18 protein-coding genes are annotated in these 21,858 nt (G+C 74.8%); 10 read left to right on the plus strand and 8 right to left on the minus strand.

Features of this window, described 5'->3' with window-relative positions:
* The first annotated feature begins 43 nt into the window (after nucleotides 1–43).
* The gene (locus K1J50_RS03035; protein ID WP_220115964.1) at nucleotides 44–436 is read left to right on the plus strand and encodes a CZB domain-containing protein; all 393 of its coding nucleotides are present in this window, start codon (nucleotides 44–46) and stop codon (nucleotides 434–436) included.
* Nucleotides 437–457: 21 nt separating this feature from the next.
* Here the strand turns inward: K1J50_RS03035 and K1J50_RS03040 are convergent, their stop codons facing one another.
* The 4 genes from K1J50_RS03040 to K1J50_RS03055 are packed head-to-tail and all read right to left on the minus strand — an operon-like array spanning nucleotide 458 to nucleotide 3,655.
* Entirely contained in the window at nucleotides 458–1,252 is a 795-nt protein-coding gene (locus K1J50_RS03040; RefSeq protein WP_369413511.1) for an ABC transporter permease, read from the minus strand.
* On the minus strand, nucleotides 1,249–2,061 hold the full coding sequence (locus K1J50_RS03045) for an ABC transporter ATP-binding protein (RefSeq protein ID WP_369413512.1): 813 nt from the start codon (nucleotides 2,059–2,061) through the stop codon (nucleotides 1,249–1,251). The genes K1J50_RS03040 and K1J50_RS03045 overlap by 4 nt, the downstream gene beginning before the upstream one ends.
* Nucleotides 2,058–3,104, minus strand: coding sequence for an ABC transporter substrate-binding protein (locus K1J50_RS03050; RefSeq protein ID WP_220115965.1), 1,047 nt, complete (start codon nucleotides 3,102–3,104; stop codon nucleotides 2,058–2,060). The genes K1J50_RS03045 and K1J50_RS03050 overlap by 4 nt, the downstream gene beginning before the upstream one ends.
* Nucleotides 3,105–3,163: 59 nt before the next feature.
* A complete protein-coding gene (locus K1J50_RS03055; protein ID WP_220115966.1) occupies nucleotides 3,164–3,655 on the minus strand; it encodes a hypothetical protein in 492 nt (163 codons plus the stop codon).
* Nucleotides 3,656–3,805: 150 nt separating this feature from the next.
* On the opposite strand from K1J50_RS03055, the gene K1J50_RS03060 reads away from it, so the two are divergent.
* The 4 genes from K1J50_RS03060 to K1J50_RS03075 all read left to right on the plus strand — a co-directional run bounded on the left by K1J50_RS03060 (nucleotide 3,806) and on the right by K1J50_RS03075 (nucleotide 8,104).
* Nucleotides 3,806–5,347: an acetolactate synthase large subunit gene (locus K1J50_RS03060; RefSeq protein ID WP_220115967.1), complete on the plus strand. Its 1,542-nt coding sequence runs from the start codon at nucleotides 3,806–3,808 to the stop codon at nucleotides 5,345–5,347.
* A gap of 297 nt (nucleotides 5,348–5,644) precedes the next feature.
* Nucleotides 5,645–6,418 (plus strand): short-chain dehydrogenase/reductase, encoded by a 774-nt coding sequence (locus K1J50_RS03065; RefSeq protein ID WP_220115968.1) that lies wholly within the window; start codon nucleotides 5,645–5,647, stop codon nucleotides 6,416–6,418.
* 398 nt (nucleotides 6,419–6,816) lie between these two features.
* Complete coding sequence (locus K1J50_RS03070; protein WP_220115969.1) at nucleotides 6,817–7,383, plus strand: NifU family protein; 567 nt, start codon at nucleotides 6,817–6,819, stop codon at nucleotides 7,381–7,383.
* A 115-nt stretch (nucleotides 7,384–7,498) separates the two neighbouring features.
* The gene (locus K1J50_RS03075) at nucleotides 7,499–8,104 is read left to right on the plus strand and encodes a malonic semialdehyde reductase (RefSeq protein ID WP_220115970.1); all 606 of its coding nucleotides are present in this window, start codon (nucleotides 7,499–7,501) and stop codon (nucleotides 8,102–8,104) included.
* Here K1J50_RS03075 and K1J50_RS03080 read toward each other — a convergent pair.
* Nucleotides 8,019–9,203 (minus strand): alpha/beta fold hydrolase, encoded by a 1,185-nt coding sequence (locus K1J50_RS03080; RefSeq protein ID WP_220115971.1) that lies wholly within the window; start codon nucleotides 9,201–9,203, stop codon nucleotides 8,019–8,021. The genes K1J50_RS03075 and K1J50_RS03080 overlap by 86 nt on opposite strands.
* 348 nt (nucleotides 9,204–9,551) lie before the next feature.
* On the opposite strand from K1J50_RS03080, the gene K1J50_RS03085 reads away from it, so the two are divergent.
* Both K1J50_RS03085 and K1J50_RS03090 read left to right on the plus strand, forming a co-directional pair.
* Nucleotides 9,552–10,955, plus strand: a complete 1,404-nt coding sequence (locus tag K1J50_RS03085) for an FAD-binding oxidoreductase (protein ID WP_220115972.1) — start codon at nucleotides 9,552–9,554, stop codon at nucleotides 10,953–10,955.
* A gap of 137 nt (nucleotides 10,956–11,092) precedes the next feature.
* Nucleotides 11,093–12,073, plus strand: coding sequence for a tripartite tricarboxylate transporter substrate binding protein (locus K1J50_RS03090; protein ID WP_220115973.1), 981 nt, complete (start codon nucleotides 11,093–11,095; stop codon nucleotides 12,071–12,073).
* An 81-nt stretch (nucleotides 12,074–12,154) separates the two neighbouring features.
* Here K1J50_RS03090 and K1J50_RS03095 read toward each other — a convergent pair whose 3' ends face one another.
* From K1J50_RS03095 to K1J50_RS03105, 3 genes are read right to left on the minus strand one after another with little or no spacing between them, the layout of a single operon-like run.
* Nucleotides 12,155–13,651 (minus strand): tripartite tricarboxylate transporter permease, encoded by a 1,497-nt coding sequence (locus tag K1J50_RS03095; protein ID WP_220115974.1) that lies wholly within the window; start codon nucleotides 13,649–13,651, stop codon nucleotides 12,155–12,157.
* A gap of 10 nt (nucleotides 13,652–13,661) precedes the next feature.
* On the minus strand, nucleotides 13,662–14,147 hold the full coding sequence (locus K1J50_RS03100) for a tripartite tricarboxylate transporter TctB family protein (RefSeq protein ID WP_220115975.1): 486 nt from the start codon (nucleotides 14,145–14,147) through the stop codon (nucleotides 13,662–13,664).
* 42 nt (nucleotides 14,148–14,189) lie between these two features.
* Complete coding sequence (locus tag K1J50_RS03105; RefSeq protein ID WP_255574863.1) at nucleotides 14,190–14,831, minus strand: S1 family peptidase; 642 nt, start codon at nucleotides 14,829–14,831, stop codon at nucleotides 14,190–14,192.
* Nucleotides 14,832–15,458: 627 nt separating this feature from the next.
* On the opposite strand from K1J50_RS03105, the gene dnaE reads away from it, so the two are divergent.
* The 3 genes from dnaE (at nucleotide 15,459) to K1J50_RS03120 (ending at nucleotide 21,851) form a co-directional block, all read left to right on the plus strand.
* On the plus strand, nucleotides 15,459–18,899 hold the full coding sequence (dnaE, locus tag K1J50_RS03110; RefSeq protein ID WP_220115977.1) for a DNA polymerase III subunit alpha: 3,441 nt from the start codon (nucleotides 15,459–15,461) through the stop codon (nucleotides 18,897–18,899).
* A 512-nt stretch (nucleotides 18,900–19,411) separates the two neighbouring features.
* Nucleotides 19,412–20,257 (plus strand): nucleoside triphosphate pyrophosphohydrolase, encoded by an 846-nt coding sequence (gene mazG / locus K1J50_RS03115; RefSeq protein ID WP_220115978.1) that lies wholly within the window; start codon nucleotides 19,412–19,414, stop codon nucleotides 20,255–20,257.
* A gap of 322 nt (nucleotides 20,258–20,579) precedes the next feature.
* Nucleotides 20,580–21,851, plus strand: a complete 1,272-nt coding sequence (locus tag K1J50_RS03120) for an ABC transporter substrate-binding protein (RefSeq protein WP_220115979.1) — start codon at nucleotides 20,580–20,582, stop codon at nucleotides 21,849–21,851.
* Nucleotides 21,852–21,858 lie beyond the last annotated feature (7 nt).

Consider the following 21,858-nt stretch of genomic DNA (forward strand, 5'->3'; position numbering starts at 1 on the left):
GCGGCAGGGTGGCCGCACCCGAACCGGAACGAGGGAGGCCCCCATGTCCATCGAAGCCCAGATCCGCCAGGCCATCGGCGCGCACGGCCTGTGGAAGGCCCGGCTGCGGACGGCGATCGAAACCGGCCGCAGCGATCTCGATCCCGCCGTGGTCGCGCGCGACGACGCCTGCGATTTCGGGCGCTGGCTGCACGGACCGACGCTGCCCGAGGCGGCCCGCCGTTCGCCGCATTACGCCCGGGTGCGCGCGCTGCACGGGCGCTTCCACCTCTGCGCCTGCGCGACGCTGCAGAAGGCGCTGCGCGGCGACCGCGCCGGGGCGGAGGCCGACATGGGCCCGAACGGTCCCTTCAGCGCCGCCTCGGCGGAGCTGACGCAGGCGATGATGGCCTGGCTGGGCGAGGCCGGCGCCGCGCCCCTGGCCCGTTCCGCCTGACGCACGAAGGAGCGGCGGGCGCTACCGCTCCCGCGCCAGCGCGCTCTCGTGCCAGCGGCGCAGCAGCCGGTGCTGCAGCAGGCCGAGCAGGGCGAACAGCGCGATGCCGCAGGCCGAGATCAGGGCGAGAGCGGCGAACATGCGCGGGATGCGGAGCTGGAACGAGGCCTCGAGGATGCGGAAGGCGAGCCCCGACCCCGACCCGCCGGCGCCGGCCACGAACTCCGCCACCACCGCCCCGATCAGGGCGAGCCCGCCGGCGACGCGCAGCCCGGCCAGGAAGAAGGGCAGGGCGGAGGGCAGCCGGAGCAGCCACAGCACCTGCCAGCGCGTCGCCCCGTAGAGGCGGAACAGGTCGGCGAGGTTGCGGTCGGCGGAGCGCAGGCCGAGAACCGTGTTGGAGAGGACCGGGAAGAAGGCGACGATCCAGGCGCAGATCAGCAGCGCCACCGTCACGTTGTCCACCCAGATCAGGATCAGCGGCGCGATGGCGACGATCGGCGTCACCTGCAGCACCACGGCGTAGGGGAACAGCGCCCGCTCCAGCCAGCGCGACTGCGCGAACAGCACCGCGAGCAGCCCGCCCACCAAGACGGCGGCGGCCAGCGCCAGCACCGCGACCTCGAGCGTCACCAGGAGCGAGGCGGAGAGAAGCGGCCAGTCGGCGGCCAGCGCGCGGGCGACGGCGAGCGGGCCGGGCAGCACGTAGTCCGGCACCGCATAGGCCCGCACCAGCCCCTCCCACAGCGCCAGCACGCCGAGGCCGAGCAGCGCCGGCGCCGCCCGGCGCAGCGGACCCTCGTCGCCCCCGTTCACGCCGCCCCCTCCGTCGCCGCGGCGAGCGCGTGCGAGGCCGCGCGGCACAGCGCGGCGTAGGCGGCGGAGGTGCGGTAGTCCGGCCCGCGCGGCAGCGGCGCGCCATCCTGGCGGAGCTCCGCCGCCACGCGGCCCGGCCGCGCCGACAGCACCGCGATGCGGGTCGAGAGATAGACGCTCTCGAACACCGAATGCGTCACGAACACCACCGTCACCCCGCTCTCCGCCCACAGCGCGAGCAGATCGTCGTTCAGCCGGTGGCGCGTCGGCTCGTCGAGCGCGGCGAAGGGCTCGTCCATCAGGAGCAGCGAGGGCCGCGTCACCAGCGCCCGGGCGAGCGAGACCCGCATGCGCATGCCCCCCGACAGCTCGCGCGGCCAGGCGCGCTCGAAGCCGGCGAGCCCGACGCGGGCGAGGGCCGCCGCCGCGCGTGCCTCCGCCTCGGCGCGCGGCACGCCGGCCAGGCGCAGCGGCAGCCGCACATTGTCGAGCGCGCTCGCCCAGGGCATCAGGGTCGGGTCCTGGAAGACGAAGCCGATCTCGCGCCGACGCTCCTCGTGCCCCGGCGCCCAGGCGACGCGGCCGGCGGAGGGCGCCGCGAGCCCCGCGAGCAGCCGCAGCAGCGTGGACTTGCCGCAGCCGGAGGGGCCGAGCAGGGAGAGGAACTCCCCCGGCGCGATGTCGAGGTCCACGCCTGCCAGCGCGAGCGTGCCGCTGGCGAAGCGCTTGGCGACCCCGCGCAGCGCGACCAGCGGCGCCGCGGCCGCCGGCGCGTCCCCGCGCGGCGCGGGGGCGGCGAGCGCGGTCACGCCCGGCCGATCCCCTTGTTGACGAAATCGAGCGCGAAGGCGCGCCGCCAGTCGAGGTCCTGCGGCAGCACGCCGACCGTGGCGACGGCGCGATAGAAGCGCTCCCAGCGCGCCTCCGTCATGGCGCCGATGCCGAGCGTCAGCGCGTCGCCGGAGCGCACGATGCCGGCTTCCTTCATCATCCGCGTGCCGTAGGCGATCAGGTCGTCGGTCATCTCCGGGTTGTCGCGCTTGATCAGCGCGTTGGCCCCGCTCGTGTCGAAGCCGCCCGCCGGGCCCTTGAGGTACTGGTCCCAGCCCTCGAGCGTGGCATCCATGAAGCGCGCGATCACCTCGCGCCGCTCCACCATGGTGCGGCGGCCGATGTGGATGGTGGTGCCGTAGTTCTCGAAGCCGGCGTCGTGGATCAGCAGCGTCACCGGCTCCACCCCGGCCTTGCGGATCGAATAGGGCTCGCTGCCCAGGTAGCCCTGCTGGATCAGCATCCGGTCGGCGAGGAACGGCTGCAGGTTGAAGGTGTAGGGACGCACCTGCTCGTCGCGCAGCCCGTACTTGTCGCGGAGGAAGGGCCACCAGGTGGCGCGCGCCTGCGTGCCGAGCAGCAGGGTGCGGCCGCGCAGCGACTCGAAGCCGGTCACGCCGGTGTCCGGGTGCGCGATCAGCACCTGCATGTCCTTCTGGAAGATCGCGCCGATGCAGAGGAAGGGCAGGTTCTCGCGCACGAAGTAGAGCGCCTCGATGCCGTTCGACATCGCCATGTCCACCCGCCCGCCGAGCAGGAGCTGCGCCGGGTTGAGCTGCGGTCCGCCCTGCCGCAGCTCGACCTCCAGCCCCCTGGCGCGGTAGAGGCCCGCAGCCTGCGCCTGGTAGAAGCCGCCATGCTCGGCCTGGGCGCGCCAGTTGGTGAGGAAGCTCACCCGGTCGCGCCGCGGCTGCGCCCGCGCCGGTCCCGCCGGCACCAGGAGCGGCGCCCCGGCGCCGAGCAGGCCGAGCGCCGCCCGGCGCGAGACCACGTAGCGGATGCGGCGGCCGCCTTGCGTCATCGTCGTTTCCCCCTTGCCCATGAGCGCCGCGACCGGCATGGCGCGCGCGGCGCGAGCCTTCAGCCCGCGCCGCGACGCCGGCGGAATGGCAGCAGCAGCACGCCGGTCCCGAGGCCCCAGGCGCCGTTGATCACGGTGCTGCGCCACCAGCGGTTCGGGTCCCAGCCGCCCATCAGCGGCTGGCCGCGCAGCGCCGCCACCACGGTGAAGCCCGCCAGCACGCACGCGACGGCGCCGACCAGGAATCCGACGAGCACCGGGTTCCAGGCCGGCCGCATCCACAGGATGGCGGCGACCGCCACGCCCCACACCCCGCCCCAGAAGGCGAGGCTGTAGATCTGCGGCACGCCGAGGGGCGGCACCGGACGCAGCGGGAAGGGCGCATTCGCCAGCACCCCGGCCGCGTGCAGCAGCCAGATCGCCCCCTGGTGGAACACCAGCACGGAGAGAAATCCCGCGGCGAAGCCGAGCATCAGGAACGGCCCGAGGCCGGCCCGTCCCCGGCCGCCGCGCGCCACGACCGCCTGTTGGCCCGTGCATGCGTCGTTCATGCCGCCGCTCCCGCGCCGCTGCCCGCGTCGGCGCGACGATGCCGAGCCCGGAAGGGGGCCGCAAGCGCCTCGCGGCGCCGCCCCGGCTTGCGGCCAGGCTCCGGCCCCGCCACCCTGCGCCCCCGGCCGCCAGCGCCAGAGGAGAACACGGTGAACGGAGCCGAGAGCCTTGTCCACACCCTGCTCGGCAGCGGGGTGGATGTCTGCTTCGCCAATCCCGGCACGAGCGAGATGCACTTCGTCGCCGCGCTCGACCGCATCCCGGGGATGCGCTGCGTGCTCGGCCTGCAGGAGAACGTCGTCACCGGCGCCGCCGACGGCTACTGGCGCATGGCGCGCAAGCCGGCGGCGACGCTGCTGCATTGCGGCCCCGGCCTCGCCAACGGCCTCGCCGGCCTGCACGACGCGCGGCGGGCGCGCAGCGGCATCGTCAACATCATCGGCGACCAGGCGACCTATCACCGCCCGCACGACGCGCCGCTCACCGCCGACACCGAGGGCTGGGCGCGCGGCGTCTCGGCCTGGGTGCGCACCTCGGCGACCGCGGCCGAGGTCGGCGCCGACGCCGCGGTGGCGGTGCAGGTCGCGCGCACCGCGCCGGGCCAGGTGGCGAGCCTGATCCTGCCTTCCGACAGCTCGTGGAACGAGGGCGGGGCGGTCGCGCCGGCGCTGCCGGTTCCCGCCGTCCCGCAGGCCGATCCGCACGCGGTCGAGACCGCGGCGCGCGTGCTGCGGGAGAAGCGGAACGTGCTGCTCCTGCTCGGCGGCATGGCGCTGACGGAGGGCGCGCAGCGCCAGGCGCAGCGCATCGCCGGCGCGACCGGAGCGCGGCTGATGTGCGAGGGCTCCAATCCCCGCATCCAGCGCGGCCGCGGCCGCCTGCCGCTCGAGCGCGTGCCCTACGTCGTCGAGCAGGCGGTCGCCGCGCTGGGGTGGGTGGAGCACCTGATCCTGGTCAACGCCAGGGCCCCGGTCGGCTTCTTCGGCTATCCCGGCAAGCCTTCGCTCCTCTACCCGCCGGGCGCCGGCGTGCATGTGCTGACGCGCGTCGAGCAGGACGCCGAGGAGGCGCTGCGCGCGCTCGCCGACGCGCTCGGCGCGCCGCGCCAGGCGCCGATGCCCGATCCCGGCCCGCGGCCGGAGCCCCTGCGCGGCCCGCTCTCGCCCGAGGGCCTTGCCCGCACCGTCGCCGCCGTGATGCCGGAGGAGGCGATCGTCGTGGACGAGTCGGTCAGCTACGGCCGCGGCTTCTTCCCCCACACCCACGCCGCGCCGCCGCACGACTGGCTGCAGAATTGCGGCGGCGCCATCGGCTACGGCCCGCCGGTCGCGGTGGGCGCGGCGATCGGCGCGCCGGGGCGGCGGGTGATCGCGCTGCAGGCCGACGGCTCGGCGATGTACGCCGTGCAGGCGCTCTGGACCCAGGCGCGCGAGAGGCTGCCGGTCACCACCCTGCTGCTCTCCAACCGCAAGTACCAGATCCTGCTCGGCGAGTACCGCAACGTCGGCGCCAATCCGGGGCGGACGGCGCTCGACATGCTCGACCTCGGCAACCCGGACATCGGCTGGGTGCAGCTCGCCAACGGGATGGGCGTGGAGGCGGCGCAGGCGAGCACCCTCGAGGCCTGCGCCGACCTGATGGCGCAGTCCTTCGCCCGCAACGGCCCGTTCCTGATCGAGCTGCTGATCTGAGGAGGAGCGGAGGCGACGGTGCGCTCGCCTGCTCCGGCCGAAATCCGCCCGCGCGCGGTGCGCATATCGCCGCGGTAGCCGCACGGCGCGGCCGCCTGCGCGTCCCCGTGCTCCGCGCGCGGGGAGCCCCAGCCGGCCGCTGTCCGCTGGACCGGCCTCGCAGTGTGCGGGCGGTGGATGTGGGGCCCGCCGAGGACGCCGAAGCGCGCTTGCCCTCCCCGACCTCCTGCGAGAGGCTCCGGCGGACGCCCCGGCCCGCCGCCGGCGGCCTTCGGGCGAGGAGGGGAGGGACCCGGCATGGACCTGGACCTGCGCGGCAAGCGCGTGCTCGTCACCGGCGCGTCGAAGGGCATCGGCCTCGCCTGCGCCGAGGCCTTCGCGGCCGAGGGTTGCGACCTGACCCTCGCGGCGCGCGATGCCGCGGCGCTGGAGAGGGCGGCCGCCGGCCTGCGCGGCCGGCACAATGTCGGCGTCGCCGTCCACGCCGCCGACCTCTCCGACGCTGCGGCGCGCCACAGGCTGCACGCGGCGCATCCGGAGGTCGACGTGCTGGTCAACAACGCCGGCGCCATCCCCGGCGGCACGCTGCACGACATCCCGCTCGCGCGCTGGGAAGAGGCCTGGCGGCTCAAGGTGTTCGGCTACATCCACCTGACGCAGCTCTACCTGCCGGCGATGGAGGCGCGCGGCACGGGCGTCATCCTCAACATCATCGGCATGGCGGGACGCGCGCCGCGGGCCGACTACATCTGCGGCGCCGCCGGCAACGCGGCGCTGATCGCCTTCACCAACGCGCTGGGCGCGCGCAGCGTGGACCACGGCGTGCGCGTCCTCGGCATCAATCCCGCCGGCACGCGCACGGAACGCTACGAGACGCTGGCGAGGGCGCGCGCGAAAAGCCGCTTCGGCGACGAGAGCCGCTGGCGCGAGCTGCTGACCAACCTCCCCTTCGGCCGTCCGGCGGAGCCCGCGGAGATCGCCGACCTCGCCGTCTATCTCGCCTCGGCGCGCGCCGGCTACCTGAGCGGGACGGTGGTGGACGCCGACGGCGGCGGGCAGTTCCGCGGCTGACGCCGTTTCCGCGCGGCGGCGCCTGCGGCAACCGCGCCACTCTGCCGCTGCCCCACGGACCCGGCGGCGCGGCTGTTTCGCGCTGCCTAGGCCTCCTCGCGACGCCGCTGCCCGAGGCACTGGCGCTCGCCGGTCGCGCATCCGCCCGCCTCGCCCCACTGCAACGGGCCGAAGAGGCGCGCGGGTGGTGCCGCCTTCCCGGCCGGGTGGGCGCCCCCGTACCGAACCGCCGGCGCTCACCCGCCACGACGGCCTTGTCGGGCGAGGTGCGCCCTCCGGCCCGGCTTCGCCGCGCCCCCTGCGGCAAGGCCGGCGCGCGCGGTTCCGGTTGCGGCGCCGGCGAAAACAGACCACATCCGTCGGGCATCTTCCGACCGGACCCCAGGGCCAGGACCGCCATGTTCATCGAGACCGAGAGCACCCCCAACCCCGCCACGCTGAAGTTCCTCCCCGGGCGGGAGGTCATGGGCGCCGGCCGCGGCACCGCCGACTTCACCGACGCTGCCGAGGCGGCCGCCCGCTCGCCGCTCGCCGAGCGCATCTTCCGCGTGGGCGACGTGGCGCGGGTCTTCCTCGGCGACGACTTCATCACCGTCACCAAGACGGAGGCGGCCGACTGGCAGGCGCTGAAGCCGCGCGTGCTCGGCGCCATCATGGAGCACTTCCTCTCCGGCGCCCCGGTGTTCGAGGGCGCGGAGGACGCGGCCGCGGAGGACTACGACCCGGCCGATGCCGAGATCGTCGAGCAGATCAAGGATCTGCTCGATACGCGGGTGCGGCCGGCGGTGGCGGGCGACGGCGGGGACATCATCTTCCGCGGCTATCGCAACGGCATCGTGCGCCTGCACCTGCAGGGCGCCTGCGCCGGTTGCCCCTCCTCGCGCGCCACGCTGCGCCACGGCGTCGAGACCATGCTGCGCCACTACGTGCCGGAAGTGGTGGCGGTGGAGCAGGTGGAGGCCTGACGCCGCGCCGGGCGGTGCCGACCGGCCGCGGGCCGGGCCCGGAGCCGGTTTGGTGCGCGCCCCGCCTTGCGCTATCGCTCGCGGTGCCTGCCGCCCCTGAGACGGAGCCCGCCCGATGCTCGACCTCCCCGGCGCGATCGAGGACAGCGCGCTGGACATCCTGTTCCGTGCCGCGCGCACCCACTATCGCTGGACCCCGCGCCGCATCCCGGACCGCGTGCTGCAGGAGATCTACGACACGCTGAAGTGGGGCCCGACGAGCGCCAATTCCTCGCCCGGACGCTTCGTCTTCGTCCGCACGCCGGAGGGCAAGGCGAGGCTCAAGCCGGCGCTCTCGCCCGGCAACGTCGAGAAGACGATGACCGCGCCGGTCACGGTGATCGTCGCCGCCGACGAGGCCTTCCACGAGAAGCTGCCGGCGCTGTTCCCGCACGCGCCGGACGCGCGCGACTGGTTCGCCCGCCATCCCGCGCTCGCCGAGGACACGGCGACGCGCAACGCGATCCTGCAGGGCGCCTACCTGATCCTGGCCGCGCGCGCCCTCGGCCTCGACGCCGGGCCGATGAGCGGCTTCGACCGGGCGACGGTGGACGAGCTGTTCCTCGCCGGCACCGGCTGGCGGAGCAACTTCCTGGTCAATCTCGGCTATGCCGACAAGACGGCGCCGCTGCCCCCGCGCCTGCCGCGCCTTTCCTTCGAGGAGGCGTGCCGGCTGGAATAGGCGCGCGCTGGCCGCAGCGGCGCTCGACCCCGCGCGACGCGCCGTCTGAGCGGCTCGCAGGCGGCCGGCACCTGCCTTGCGCGCCCAGCTGGGCAGGAACGCCTCCGAGGCGGCGGCGTCGCGGCGGTTGGTCAGCGGGGCTCGGTGCGGGGGGGGGGGGGGGGAAGCCGCACCCTGCCGGCGGCCCGCGCGACCGTTCGCAGGGCGCGCCGCCGCGGCCGCGGAGCACCGCCACAAGGGCGGCGTTGAACGCCTCGGCCGCTTCGTAGGCCACCCAGTGGCCGGCGCCGGGGATCACGCGGATCGCCGCCGACGGGCGCAGTTCGCGCAGCAGCGCGAGGCGCAGGTGCAGGTTGGGCCAGGCGATCGCGTCGCGCTCCCCGTAGATGGCGGCGAGCGGGGCGCTGGCCCGGGCGATGGCGTCGCGCAGCACCGGCGTGTGGGCGAGCGGGCGGCTGCGCAGCCGGGCGTGCACCGTGTTCCACTCCTGGATGACGAGGGCGAGCGCATCGATCCGTGCGGGATCGGCGAACATCAACGAGGCGAGATTGAAGCGGTGCGCCGCGACGCGCGCCCCGCCTTGCTTGTCACGCACTTTCTCGAGCGGCGTGTGGCCGCGCGGCAGGCCGAGCGCCCCGGCGCCGACAATGGTCAGGCTCCGCACCCGCTCGCCCTCGGCGGCGGCGACGTGGCCGGCGATGTTGGCGCCGTAGGAGAATCCGACAAGGTCGTAGCGCGCCGTCGCGCCGAGCAGCGCGCGCAGGCCGGCGGCGACGACCGCGGCGCTGTCGCCAGGCCCAGACGGAGACGGCGGCATGGCGGACTCGCCGAGGCCAGGAAGATCGGGGGCCAGCACGAGGCGACTGCGCGCGAAATGGGCGACGTTGCGGACCCAGTGGCGCCAGGATCCGGACCCGCCGTGAAGCAGCACCAGCGGCGGCCCCTCGCCCCAGGCGCGCCAGACCATGCGGCCCTCTCCGCAGGGCGTCTCGTGGCGCCGCGCCGCGGCGTCGAGCCGGGCCAGAACCGCCTCCGCCTCCTCCGCGCCGGTAGTCTCTCCGGCTTCCGCCGCCAGCCGGGACAAGGCGGGAGCCTCCATGGCGTTCGCTCTCCATCCTCTACGCCCCGCGCAGGGGCGCCGACGCCCTTAGGACGAGGCGCGCGCCCGGGCAATCCCGGGCACACGGCGCGCCATGCCCGCCGTGCGCCTGGGGGGGCATGCCACGACCACTTGGCAGCCGCCGAGCGCGTGAATGCCCGCCGTGCGCCTGGGGGGCGCATGCACCGATCCCCTCGATTAGGCGAGGCGCATCGGCCGGAACGACGCCGCCCGGGCCGTTCGGCGGGCCTGTCCTGCCGTGCGCCTGCTTGCGCCGAAGACGCGCCGCCGTCAGCATCGCTCCGGCCCGCGCCCGGGGCGCGCCCCGCACGCCCTCCAGGATCCGAGATGAGCCCGCTCGACGACCTCAGCCCGATCGCCGCCTGCTGCCCGGCCCTGACCGCGCGGGCCGATATCGAACCCTACGCCCGCGACTGGTCCGGGCGCTATGCGCATCCGCCGCACGCGGTGCTGCGTCCCGGCAGCACCGCGGAGGTCGCCGCTGCGCTGCGCGCCTGCGCCGCGGCGGGGTTCGCGGTGGTGCCCGCGGGCGGGCGCACCGGCCTCTGCGGCGGCGCGGTGCCGCGCGCGGACGGGCCGCCCGCGGTGGTGCTGAGCCTCGAGCGCATGAACCGCATCCGCGCCGTGGACGCGCGCGACTTCACGATCACGGTGGACGCCGGCTGCACCGTGCGCGCGGTGCAGGAGGCCGCGGCGGCCGTGGACCGGCTGTTCCCGCTCTCCTTCGGCGCCGAGGGCACGGCGCAGATCGGCGGCGCGCTCTCGACCAACGCCGGGGGCATCCGCACCATCCGCTGGGGCAATGCGCGCGACCTGGTGCTGGGGCTGGAGGTGGTGCTGCCGGACGGACGCGTGCTCGACGACCTGCGCCGCGTGCGCAAGGACAACACGGGCTACGCGCTGCGCCACCTGTTCATCGGCGCCGAGGGGACGCTCGGCGTCATCACCGGCGCCGCGCTGAAGCTCGCCCCGGCGCTGCGGGCGCGGGAGACGGCGTTCCTCGCCGTGCCCTCGCCGGCGGCGGCGCTGGCGCTGCTCGACCGGCTGGCGTCGAACGGCGCCGAGCTGATCGGCTTCGAGCTGATCGGCCGCTGGCCGCTGGAGCTGGTGCGCCGCCACGCGCCGCGCGCGCGCCTGCCCTTCGCGCTGGAATCGCCGTGGTACGTGCTGCTCGAACTCGGCACCGCCGCCGCCGCCGACCTGCGCACGCCGCTGGAGGCCGCCCTCGCCGCCGCGATCGAGGCCGGCGAGGCGGGCGAGGCGGTGATCGCCGAGAGCGAGGAGCAGCGCGCCGCGCTCTGGTACCTGCGCGAGATCATGCCGGAGTGCAACCGCGCCGAGGCGCCGAGCGTCTCGGCCGACACCTCCGTCCCCGTCTCCGCCGTGCCGGCCTTCCTCGCCGAGGTCGAGGCGGCGCTGGCCGCGCGCTGGCCGGAGGGGAAGCTGATCGCGGTCGGCCATGCCGGCGACGGCAACGTGCACATCGCGCTCCAGGCGCCGCGCGGCACGCCGCGCGAGGCGTGGCACCGCAACGCCGAGGCGATCGAGGACATGGTGAACCGCATCGCCGTCGCGCATGGCGGCAGCTTCAGCGCCGAGCACGGCATCGGCCAGTCCAAGCGCCACGCCATGGCGGCGCTGCGCGACCCGGTGGCGCTCGACCTGATGCGGACGATCAAGGCGGCGCTCGATCCGCGCGGCCTGATGAACCCGGGCAAGATGCTGCCTTGAGACGGCGCCGGCGACGCGCCCGGCCGCGAGGTCCGCAGCCCGGCTTGCCGGCGAACTCCGCGCTGCGTTAGCGTCGCGCGCATGGCCGTCCGGGCCATCGCCCGCGCTGGCCTCGAGACCCAAGGAGGAAACCCGGCATGCCCATCACCTCCCGTCGCGGACTGCTCGCGACCGGCGCCGCCGCCGCCCTGGCACGCCCGGCGATCGCCCAGGCGCGCTATCCGCAGCGGCCCGTGACCATCATCTGCCCCTGGGGCGCCGGCGGCGGCACGGACGCGACGGCGCGGATCGTCGCCGCGGTGCTGGAGAAGGACCTTGGCCAGCCCTTCAACGTGATCAACCGCACCGGCGGCTCCGGCGTGGTCGGCCACGCGGCGATCGCGCAGGCGCCGCCGGACGGCTACACGATCGGCATCATCACGGTCGAGATCGCGATGATGCACTGGCAGGGCCTGACGGACCTCACGCCGCGCAGCTACACGCCGCTCGCCCTGATGAACGAGGACCCGCCGGGCGTGCAGGTCAACGCCGCCTCGCCCTGGCAGGACATCAAGGCGCTGGCCGATGCGATCAAGGCGAGCCGCCCCGGGCAGCTCAAGGCCTCCGGCACGGGGCAGGGCGGGATCTGGCACCTCGCCCTGGTCGGCTGGCTGCAGGCGATGGGGCTGCGCGGCGACCACGTGCGCTGGGTGCCCTCGAACGGCGCGGCGCCGGCGATGCAGGACCTCGCGGCGGGCGGCGTCGATCTCGTCACCTGTTCGGTGCCCGAGGCGCGGGCGATCATCGAGGCCGGGCGGGCGCGCTCGCTCGCGATCATGGCGCCGCAGCGCAACCCGATCTTCCCCAACGTGCCGACGCTCAAGGAGACGCTCGGCATCGACTACACCACGGGCGCCTGGCGCGGCTTCGCCGGCCCGCGCAACCTGCCGCAGGAGATCGCGAACACGCTCACCGCCGCGCTCGAGCGGGTGTACAGGTCGCGCGAGTACATCGAGTTCATGGACGCGCGCGGCTTCGGCCGCACCTGGGGCAACGCGCAGGAATTCGCGGCCTTCATGGACCGCTCCGACCGCGCCATGGGCGAGGCGATGCGGGCCGCGGGCCTGGCGCGCGGCTGAGGCCCGGACGCGGGCGGGGGCGACGGCGGGTTCCGCCGCCGCCTGCCGCGCCGCTGCGTCGTCCCGGCCCGCCCGGCGACGCTATGCCGCGGCCGTCGCGCGCGCCCGCCGCCGCAGCGTCCAGGCCACCACCGGCCAGAGCAGCGCCGCGGCGGCGATCGTCGCCAGCACCGCCGCGATCGGCCGCTCGAAGAACGGCAGCAGGCTGTTGTCGGACTTGATGAGCGAGGTGACGAAGTGGGTCTCCAGCATCGAGCCCATGATGATGCCGAGCACCATCGCCGCCACCGGGTAGCCGTTGCGCTCCATCACGAAGCCGAGCAGCCCGAAGGCCGCCGCCACCACCACGGCGAAGATGTTGTTGCCGATGGCGAAGGCGCCGACGACGGAAAGCAGCACGATCACCGGCAGCACGGCGGCGCGCGGGGCGCGCAGCACGTGGGTGGCGAGGCGGATGGTCGCGATCCCGAGCGGGATCATGAGGATGTTGGCGAAAATGAAGATGAGGTAGAGCGCGTACATGCTGTCGGCGCGTTCCGTGAACAGGGTGGGGCCCGGGTTGAGGCCCTTCATGTAGAGCACCCCGATCGCGATCGCGGTGATGGTATCGCCCGGGATGCCGAACAGCAGCGCCGGCACCCAGGCCGAGGCGAGGGCGGAATTGTTGGCCGCGCCGGCCTCCACCAGTCCCTCCGGATGGCCGGTGCCGAATTTCTCCCGCTCCTTCGAGAAGCGCTTGGAGACGGAATAGCCGATCCAGGCGGCCATGTCGGCGCCGGCGCCGGGCAGCACCCCGACGAGGACGCCGAGGATGTTGCCGCGCCACATCGGCACCTGGTAGCGCCGCGTCAGCGCCCACTGCCCCCTGAGGATCGAGCCCAGGCGCCGGCGCGGGATCGGCGGCGCCTCGGCCGAGACCATCGCCCGCATCACCTCGGAGATGGCGAAGACCCCGACCAGCGCCGGGATCACCTCGATGCCGCCGAGCAGGTCGGTGACGCCGAAGGTGAAGCGCGGCGTGCCCGCCGGATTCTCGATGCCGATGCAGGAGATCAGCAGCCCGATCAGCATCGCCGCGATCGCCTTCACCGGCGAGGAGCGCGCGACCAGGGTCGCGCACATCAGGCCGAGCAGGGCGAGCCAGAAGTACTCGAAGGAGGAGAAGCTGAGCGCGATCTCGGCCAGCGCAGGGGCCATCGCCATCAGCGCCAGGGTGCCGACGATGCCGCCGATCGCGCTGAACCAGAGGCTGATGCCGAGCGCCGTCTCCGCCTGGCCCTTGCGCGTCATCGCGTAGGCCTCGTCGGTGTAGGCAGCCGAGGCGGGGGTGCCGGGGATGCGCAGCAGCGCGCCCGGGATGTCGCCGGAGAAGATCGCCATCGCCGACGCGGCGATGATCGTCGCCACCGCCGCGATCGGGGGAAGGTAGAAGGTGATCGGCACCAGGAGCGCCGTCGCCATCGTCGCCGTCAGCCCGGGCAGCGCCCCGATCACCATCCCGTAGACGGAAGCGGCGAGGATCGCCAGCAGCACGTCGAGCGCGGCGATCTGCGCGAGGGCGTCGAGAACCCCGCTCACCGGACGGTCCCTACCACGGCGCCGGCAGCATGCCGTCGGGCAGCGGCACGCGCAGCAGCTTCGAGAACACGGCGTGCACGGCGAGCGGCGCCGCCGCCGCCAGCGGCAGCGCAAGCCGCAGCCGCGCCCCGAGCGCGAGCGCCGTGACCAGCACCAGGACCGCCGCGGTCGGCAGGAAGCCGAGCCGCTCGACGACGAGCACGTAGAGGAGCAGCAGCGCCGGCGGCAGCAGCGCGCGCAGCCCGACCAGGCGCGCCGCCAGCGAGCCCGCGGCCGGGACGGCCGCGCCCGGATCCTCCTCCGGCGCCTCGAAGCTGCGGCCGATGCCGAACGCGATCAAGACTCCGCAGAGGATCAGCCCCGCGCCGACCACCATCGGGAACACGTTCGGCCCGACATCCTGACCCGGCACCGGCGGCAGCCGCGAACCGCCATAGGCCGCCAAGGCACCAAGCCCCGCGAGGATCGCCCCGCTCACCCGATCCGGCAGATGCATCGGCCTCCCCTTTCCGACCCGCTCCGGCGCGGGCGGTCTAGCCTAGCGCAGGCAGCGAAGGAAGACGGTGGAGGGATGCGCCACGTCGCCGACCTCGGCGGCGCTGCGCGGCGGCCCGGCGCTGTCGGCGAGGCGCGGCTCGACCCCGTTGCGGCGCAGGAACTTCACCGCCTCCTCGGCCTTCACCGCGAAGTTCACGTTCTGCGGGATGTCGCCGGTGCGCTGCGCCACGCGCTGGGCGTTGAGCTTGCTCACCACCACGCCGACGACGTGGCCGGACATGTCGAGCAACGGGCCCCCGGAATTGCCCGGCTGCACCGGGGCGCTGATCTGGAACTGGCGCGGATTGTCGCCGAGCCCGGCAAGCGCCGAGACCTCGCCCGTCGTCAGGGTCGGCCCGGAGGAGAGCAGCCCGGCGAGCGGAAAGCCGTAGGTCACCACGCCCTCGCCGCGGCGGACCTCGGGGCCGCGTCGGAACGCCAGCGGCGGGCCGGGGTCGCCCTCTCCCTGCACGGCGAGCAGCGCGAGATCGCGCTGGCGGTCGGAGGCGGCGACGGTGACCCGCATCTCGACCCCGGCCGCGGTGCGCGCGCGCATCTCGGCGCAGCCCTCGGTGACGTGGTGGTTGGTGAGCAGCCGGCCCGGCGCCACCACGAACCCCGTGCCGGAGGAGACGGCCCGCATCGGGCCGCCCGGCGCGGGCGGCGGCTTGGCCGTCGGTGCGGCGGCCGCCTGCGGCCCCGCGCCGCCGGCCGGCGGCGGGGCAGGCGGGGCGGCGCCGAGCGGCGGCGGCTTCCCCGCCGGCAAGGCGCCCGCCGGCTGCGGCAGGGCACCCGGAGGCCCGGCCGGAGGCGCGATGCCGGGCCATGCCGGCCGTGCCGCGCTCCCCCCGCCCTGCGGCTCGGCCCCGACCGGCGGCGGCTTCGGCTGGGCCAGCGCGCCTGCCGTCGCGGCGAGCCAGGCGACGGCGGCGGCGGCGGCCGGCAGCAGCAGGGAGGCAGAGCGGCGCATGCGCCCAGGGTGGCGCCCGCGCAGCCCGGCGGTCAACGCCCCCGGCACCGCCGCGCCGGGGCCCCGCGCCAGGCCGGCCCGCGGCGGCGCCGGACACGGCCGGCGCGATCCGGAGGTGGTCGGCTCGCGCGGCGTCCGGACCGGGGCGCACGAGCCGTCGCGCCCTTGCCGTCCCTCCGCGCGGGCGGCCCGGCGCCGCGGGCGCCGCGCGGCCCGGCTCGCGCCGCACCGGCTGGCGCGCGGCGGGAGGCACGGGGCGTGCTACGCTCGCCCGGTCCGAATCGCAGGGTTGCCCGGAGCGTGAGCAGCAGCTTCGTCCATCTGCACGTGCATTCCGCCTACTCGCTGAGCGAGGGCGCGATCAAGGCCGACAAGCTCGCGAGCCTCGCCCGCGAGGCCGGCATGCCGGCGGTGGCGCTGACCGACACCGCCAACCTGTTCGGCGCGCTGGAATTCGCCCAGGCCTGCGCGGGAAAGGGGGTGCAGCCGATCATGGGCTGCCAGCTCTTCCTCTCGCGCAGCGCCGCCGACCCGCGTCCCGAGGCCGAGCGGCTGCCGCCCGACCCGGTGGTGGCGCTGGCGACGGACGCGCGCGGGCTCGACAACCTGCAGCGCCTCTCCTCGCTCGGATTCCTCGCCGACGACCCCTCCGGCAGGCCCTGCCTCCGCCTCGACACCCTGGCCGAGCATGCGGCGGGGCTGATCCTGCTCACCGGCGGCACGACCGGCCCGATCGCCCGCCTGCTCGCCGAGGGCCGGCGCGAGGCGGCGGAACGGCTGCTGGCGCGGCTCCGGGAGGCCTTCCCCGACCGGCTCGCGGTCGAGCTGCACCGCCACGGCCTCGAGCTCGACCGCGCGGTGGAGCCCGGGCTGCTCGCCCTCGCCGATGCCGCCGGCCTGCCGATCGTCGCCGCCAACGACGTCTATTTCGCCGACCCCGCGATGCACGCCGCGCACGATGCGCTGCTCTGCATCGCCGAGGGCCGCATCCTCACCGAGCCGGACCGCCGCCGCGTCACGCCGGAGCACTGGTTCAAGCCGGCGGAGATGATGCGCGCCCTGTTCGCCGACCTGCCGGAGGCCTGCGACAACACCCTCGCCATCGCCCGCCGCTGCGCGGTCATGGTCGAGCCGCGCAAGCCGGAGCTCCCGGTCTGCCCCAAGGTCCAGCCCGGCATGACCGAGGCCGAGACGGTGCGTGCCATGGCGCGCCGCGGCCTCGAGGCCCGGCTCGACGCCATGGGCGCCGACGCGGCGACGCGCGAGCGCTACCGCGCGCGGCTGGACTACGAGCTCGGCGTGATCGAGACGATGGGCTTCTCCGGCTACTTCCTGATCGTCGCCGACTTCATCCAGTGGGCGAAGGCGCGCGGCATCCCGGTCGGGCCGGGCCGCGGCTCCGGCGCCGGCTCGGTCGCCGCCTGGGCGCTGACGATCACCGACCTCGACCCGATGCGCTTCGGCCTGCTGTTCGAGCGGTTCCTGAACCCCGAGCGCGTCTCGATGCCGGACTTCGACATCGACTTCTGCCAGGAGCGGCGCGACGAGGTGATCGAGTACGTGCGGCGCGAATACGGCGCCGACCGGGTGGCGCAGATCATCACCTTCGGCAAGCTCCAGGCCAAGGCGGCGGTGCGCGACGTCGGCCGGGTGATGGGCCTGCCCTACGGCCAGGTGGACCGCATCGCCTCGCTGATCCCCTTCAACCCGGCCAAGCCGGTCACCCTCCGCCAGGCGATCGAGGCCGAGCCGCGGCTGCAGGAGATGCAGAAGAGCGACGAGACGGTGGCGCGCCTGCTCGAGATCGCGCAGCAGATCGAGGGCCTCTACCGCAACGCCTCGACCCACGCCGCGGGCGTGGTGATCGGGCGCCGGCCGCTGATCGAGATCGTGCCGCTCTACCGCGACCCGCGGAGCGACATGCTGATCACCCAGTACTCGATGAAGCACGTCGAGCAGGCGTCGCTGGTGAAGTTCGACTTCCTCGGCCTCAAGACGCTGACGGTGATCCAGCGCACGCTCGAGATCCTGAAGGCCCAGGGGATCGCGCTCGACATCGCCCGCATCCCGCTCGACGACCCGAAGACCTACGAGATGCTGCGCCGGGGCGACGCCGCCGGGGTGTTCCAGTTCGAAGGGCAGGGGATGCGCGACTGCCTCCGGCAGATGCGCGTGGACCGGTTCGAGGACCTGATCGCCGCGGTCGCGCTCTACCGCCCCGGCCCGATGGCCAACATCCCCGCCTACTGCGCCCGCAAGCACGGCGAGCCGTGGGAGCCGCCGCACCCGAAGATCCGCCACATCCTGGAGGAGACCTACGGCATCATGGTCTACCAGGAGCAGGTGATGCAGATCGCGCAGGAGCTCGCCGGCTATTCGCTCGGCGCCGCCGACCTTCTGCGCCGGGCGATGGGCAAGAAGATCCGCTCCGAGATGGAGCAGCAGCGCAAGGTGTTCGTCGAGGGCGCGGTGGCGCGCGGGGTGGACGCCGCCAAGGCCGGCGAGATCTTCGACCTGATGGAGCGCTTCGCCGACTACGGCTTCAACAAGTCGCACGCCGCCGCCTACGCGCTGGTCAGCTACCAGACCGCCTGGCTGAAGGCGAACCACCCGGTCGCCTTCCTCGCCGCCTCGATGTCGCTCGATCTCGACAAGACGGAGAAGCTCGCGGGCCACATGCAGGAGGCGGCGCGGCTCGGCATCGCCGTGCTGCCGCCGGACGTGAACCGGTCGGAGGCCGAGTTCGCGGTGGAGACCGGCCCGGACGGAGCGCCCGCCATCCGCTTCGCGCTCGCCGCGGTGAAGCGGGTCGGGCTCGGCGCGATGCGGGAGCTGGTGGCGGAGCGGGCGCGGGGCGGCCCGTTCGCCTCGATCGCGGACTTCGCCGGGCGGGTGGACCCGAAGCTCCTCAACAAGATGCAGCTCGAGAACCTGGCCAAGGCGGGCGCCTTCGACTCGCTCGAGCCCAACCGGGCGCGGCTGGTCGCCGGCGCCGAGATCATCCTGCGCCGCGCCCAGGCCGCGGCCGAGGAGCGGGCGAGCGCCCAGATCGGCCTGTTCGGCGACGGCGCCGCCCGCGCCGAGCCGCTCCGCCTGCCGGAGGTGGCCGACTGGCCCCAGCTCGAGCGCCTGGCGCGGGAGGCCGAGGCGGTCGGGTTCCACCTCTCGGCCCATCCGCTCGACGCCTACGCGCGCGCGCTGAAGCGGCTCGGCGTCGTGCCCTCGGCGCGGATCGCCGAGCGGGCGCGGGCGGGCGCGGCGCGGCTCCGGCTCGCCGGCACGGTGGCCGCCACCAAGGAGCGGACGACGCGGACCGGGAGCCGGATGTGCTGGGCGACGCTCTCCGATCCCCAGGGGTCGTTCGAGGTGACGCTGTTCTCCGAGGTGCTGAACCGCTGCCGCGACCTGCTCGCCGAGGGCACCGCGGTCCTCGTCACCGCCGAGGCGCGGCTGGAGGGCGAGACGCTGCGCCTGACCGCGAGCGAGGTCGAGTCCCTGGAGAAGGCGGCGCAGGGGGTGGGGCAGGGCATCCGCCTCTGGCTCGAGCAGACCGAGGCGGTGGAGCACATCCGCGTGCTGCTGCAGCGCGAGGGCCGCGGCCGCGGCCGGGTGGTCCTGGTGCCGCGGACGGGCCCGGGCCAGGAGGTGGAGATCGCGCTGCCCGGCGGCTTCCAGGTGAGCCCGCGGCTGATGCAGGCGATGAAGGTGCTGCCCGGCGTGTCGGGGGTCGAGGAGCTGTAGCCGGGCGGGCGCCTGCGGGGAGCGGTCCGGCGCGCGCCTGCCGGGAACGGGCGTTCGCGCGGCGTTGACGAATTTTCCCGCCGGACCGCCAGCGCGGGCTTTTCCCCAGCTTATCCCCAGGCGCGTTTATTTTCCATAATATATCTTATGCGGCAAAAGGAGGTTGTGGATTGGCGCGCATCGCCCGCCGCGGCCCCGGCCGGTTGGCCCTGGCCCCACCCCTCGGATCGGCCTGACCGGGAGCTGCCTGGCCTGGCTCCCGGCGGTTCCGGGCCTGTCGGACGCTCTGCCGCCCGGGCTCGAGGTCCAGGCCGGAGGTCGGCTCGCCCCTCCGGCCTTCCGGATCGCCTCCTCGGCGCGCCCGCCAACGGCGACGCGCGGGGTGCCCGGGGCGCCGATTCCGGCGCGCGGCCGGTTCCGGCCGCGCGCGATCGGCTCTAACCCTCCGGACCGCGGCCGGCCTGCGCTGCCTTGCCCGGCAGGCGCGCGGCCACGAGCAAGGAGAAATTTCCATGCCCCTCCCGGACAGCGCGGCGGCGACGGCGCTGGCGCGCCTTCTTTCGGTGATGGCCCGGCTGCGCGACCCGGTCGCCGGCTGCCCCTGGGACCGGATGCAGAACTTTCGCAGCATCGCGCCGTACACGATTGAAGAGGCATACGAAGTGTCCGCCGTCATTCAGGAAGGCAATGACGGTGCTCCCGACTGGGCGGCGCTGCAGGACGAGCTCGGCGATCTCCTGTTCCAGGTCGTCTATCATGCCCGGATGGCGTGGGAATCCGGTCAGTTCGGCTTCGCCGAGGTCGCGGACCACATTGCTAGGAAAATGATCCTGAGACACCCGCACGTCTTTGCCGGGGACGAAGTGCGAACAGCAGAGGAACAGAACCTCGCCTGGGAGGCCCAGAAGGCCGCGGAACGGGCGGCCCGCGCCGAAACCGGCACCCTCGCCGGCGTGCCTGCCGCCCTCCCCGCCCTCACCCGCGCCGCCAAGCTCACCCGCCGCGCCGCCCGGGTCGGCTTCGACTGGCCGGACGCCGATGCCATCCTCGACAAGCTGGCGGAGGAGGCCGAGGAGCTGCGCGCCGAACTGCGGCCCGGCGCGGCGTCGCCGCCCGATCGTGCCCGCCTGGCCGACGAGGTCGGCGATCTCCTGTTCGTCCTCGCCAACCTCGCCCGCAAGCTGGAGCTCGACCCCGAGGACTGCCTGCGCGCCGCGAACGCCAAATTCGAGCGCCGCTTTGCGGCGGTCGAACGGGCGCTCGCCCGGGAAGGGAAGACCCCCGCCGAGGTCGGGCTGGAGGCGATGGAGGCGCACTGGCAGGCGGCCAAGGCGGCCGAGCGCGCCCCCTCCGCCTGAGGCGGGCGTCGCTCCGCGGCACGGGTGCGAGCGGCCCGGGGCCGCATCGCCGCCCGGCCTGTGCGACGGCGGGGCGCGCCCTGCGCGGCCCGGCCCACGCGGATCGCTGTCGCCCGCGCCCCCTGTTCCCGGCCGGCGCGGCCGCCATGGCGGCGGCCGACCCGCTTGCCGCGCCGCCGGATCCGTATTTTGCTGCGCCGGCCCGGCGTCGTGGCGCTTCCCGTTCGCCCCGCTTCGGCCCAATTCGTCCGCCAAAGGGCCGCGCGCGGGAGGGCCGAGGCTCCCCGATCCCCGCAGGCCAAACCGGGAAGGAGTGACCGATATGGATTCCGGGTTGCTCGCGCGGCGCTCGCTGCTGCGCCGCTCGGCCGCCGCCGTTGCCGTCGCCGCGGCGGCGCCGCTCGCCGCCCCTGCGATCGCGCGCGCCCAGGCGGCCGCGGGCGGCGCGGCCGGCCCGATCCGCATCGGCGAGATCAACAGCTACACCGCCATCCCCGCCTTCCTGCAGCCCTACCGCAACGCCTGGCTGATGGCCCAGGACGAGGTCAACGCCCAGGGCGGCATCCACGGCCGCCGGCTGGAGACGGTGTTCCGCGACGACGCCGGCCGGCCCGAGGACGCCGTCCGCCATGCCGGCGAGCTGGTGAACGTCGAGCGCGTCCATCTGCTCGCCGGGGCGTTCCTCTCCAACGTCGGCCTTGCCCTCTCCGACTTCGCCAACCAGCACCGGCGCCTCTTCGTCGCCTCGGAGCCGCTGACCGACGCGCTGGTCTGGTCGCGCGGCAACCGCTTCACCTTCCGCCTCCGCCCCTCGACCTACATGCAGTGCGCGATGCTGGTGGAGGAGGCGGCGAAGCTCCCCGCCCGCCGCTGGGCCATCGTCGCCCCCAACTACGAGTACGGCCAGAGCGCCGCGCGCTGGTTCAAGGAGCTGCTCGCCCGCGCCAGGCCGGATGTGCAGTTCGTCGCAGAGCAGTACCCCGCCCTCGGCCGCATCGACGCCGGCGCCACGGTGCAGGCGCTGGCCGGCGCCAACCCGGAGGCGATCTTCAACGTCACCTTCGCCCAGGACCTCACCAATTTCGTCCGCCAGGGCAACACCCGCGGCCTGTTCGAGCGCCGCCACGTCGTCTCGCTGCTGACCGGGGAGCCGGAATACCTGCTTCCCCTCGGCGACGAGGCGCCGGAAGGCTGGATCGTCACCGGCTACCCCTACGCCGACCTCGACAACCCGCGGCACAACGCCTTCCGCGAGGCCTATCGCCGGCGCTTCAACGAGGAGCCGCGCTGCGGCAGCGTGGTCGGCTACGACACCGTCACCGCCATCGCGACGATGCTGCGCAGGACCGGCGGCGCGACCGGGACCGACGCGATGATCGAGGCGATGCGCGGCCTGCGCTTCCCCACCGCCTTCGGCACCGCCGAGGTTGAGTTCCGCGCCATCGACCACCAGTCCACGCTCGGCGCCTTCGTCGGCAAGACGGCGCTGCGCGACGGCCGGGGCGTGATGGTCGACTGGCGCTACGCCGACGGCGCGAAGTACCTGCCGCCGGACGAGGTGGTGCGCCAGATGCGCCCGCAATCGGCGTCGTGAGGCGCCG

The sequence above is a fragment of the Caldovatus aquaticus genome (assembly GCF_019458025.1).
GTDB classification, from domain to species: domain Bacteria; phylum Pseudomonadota; class Alphaproteobacteria; order Acetobacterales; family Acetobacteraceae; genus Caldovatus; species Caldovatus aquaticus.

Coding starts and splice junctions, on each gene's coding strand:
- K1J50_RS03105 (WP_255574863.1), bottom strand. CDS start 14,831: ATGCGGGCCGTCTCCTCCGGCACGGGGTTCGTGGTGGCGCCGGGCCGG.
- K1J50_RS03050 (WP_220115965.1), bottom strand. CDS start 3,104: ATGACGCAAGGCGGCCGCCGCATCCGCTACGTGGTCTCGCGCCGGGCG.
- K1J50_RS03090 (WP_220115973.1), top strand. CDS start 11,093: ATGCCCATCACCTCCCGTCGCGGACTGCTCGCGACCGGCGCCGCCGCC.
- K1J50_RS03075 (WP_220115970.1), top strand. CDS start 7,499: ATGCTCGACCTCCCCGGCGCGATCGAGGACAGCGCGCTGGACATCCTG.
- K1J50_RS03085 (WP_220115972.1), top strand. CDS start 9,552: ATGAGCCCGCTCGACGACCTCAGCCCGATCGCCGCCTGCTGCCCGGCC.
- K1J50_RS03065 (WP_220115968.1), top strand. CDS start 5,645: ATGGACCTGGACCTGCGCGGCAAGCGCGTGCTCGTCACCGGCGCGTCG.
- mazG (WP_220115978.1), top strand. CDS start 19,412: ATGCCCCTCCCGGACAGCGCGGCGGCGACGGCGCTGGCGCGCCTTCTT.
- K1J50_RS03035 (WP_220115964.1), top strand. CDS start 44: ATGTCCATCGAAGCCCAGATCCGCCAGGCCATCGGCGCGCACGGCCTG.
- K1J50_RS03055 (WP_220115966.1), bottom strand. CDS start 3,655: ATGAACGACGCATGCACGGGCCAACAGGCGGTCGTGGCGCGCGGCGGC.
- K1J50_RS03100 (WP_220115975.1), bottom strand. CDS start 14,147: ATGCATCTGCCGGATCGGGTGAGCGGGGCGATCCTCGCGGGGCTTGGT.
- K1J50_RS03080 (WP_220115971.1), bottom strand. CDS start 9,203: ATGGAGGCTCCCGCCTTGTCCCGGCTGGCGGCGGAAGCCGGAGAGACT.
- K1J50_RS03070 (WP_220115969.1), top strand. CDS start 6,817: ATGTTCATCGAGACCGAGAGCACCCCCAACCCCGCCACGCTGAAGTTC.
- K1J50_RS03120 (WP_220115979.1), top strand. CDS start 20,580: ATGGATTCCGGGTTGCTCGCGCGGCGCTCGCTGCTGCGCCGCTCGGCC.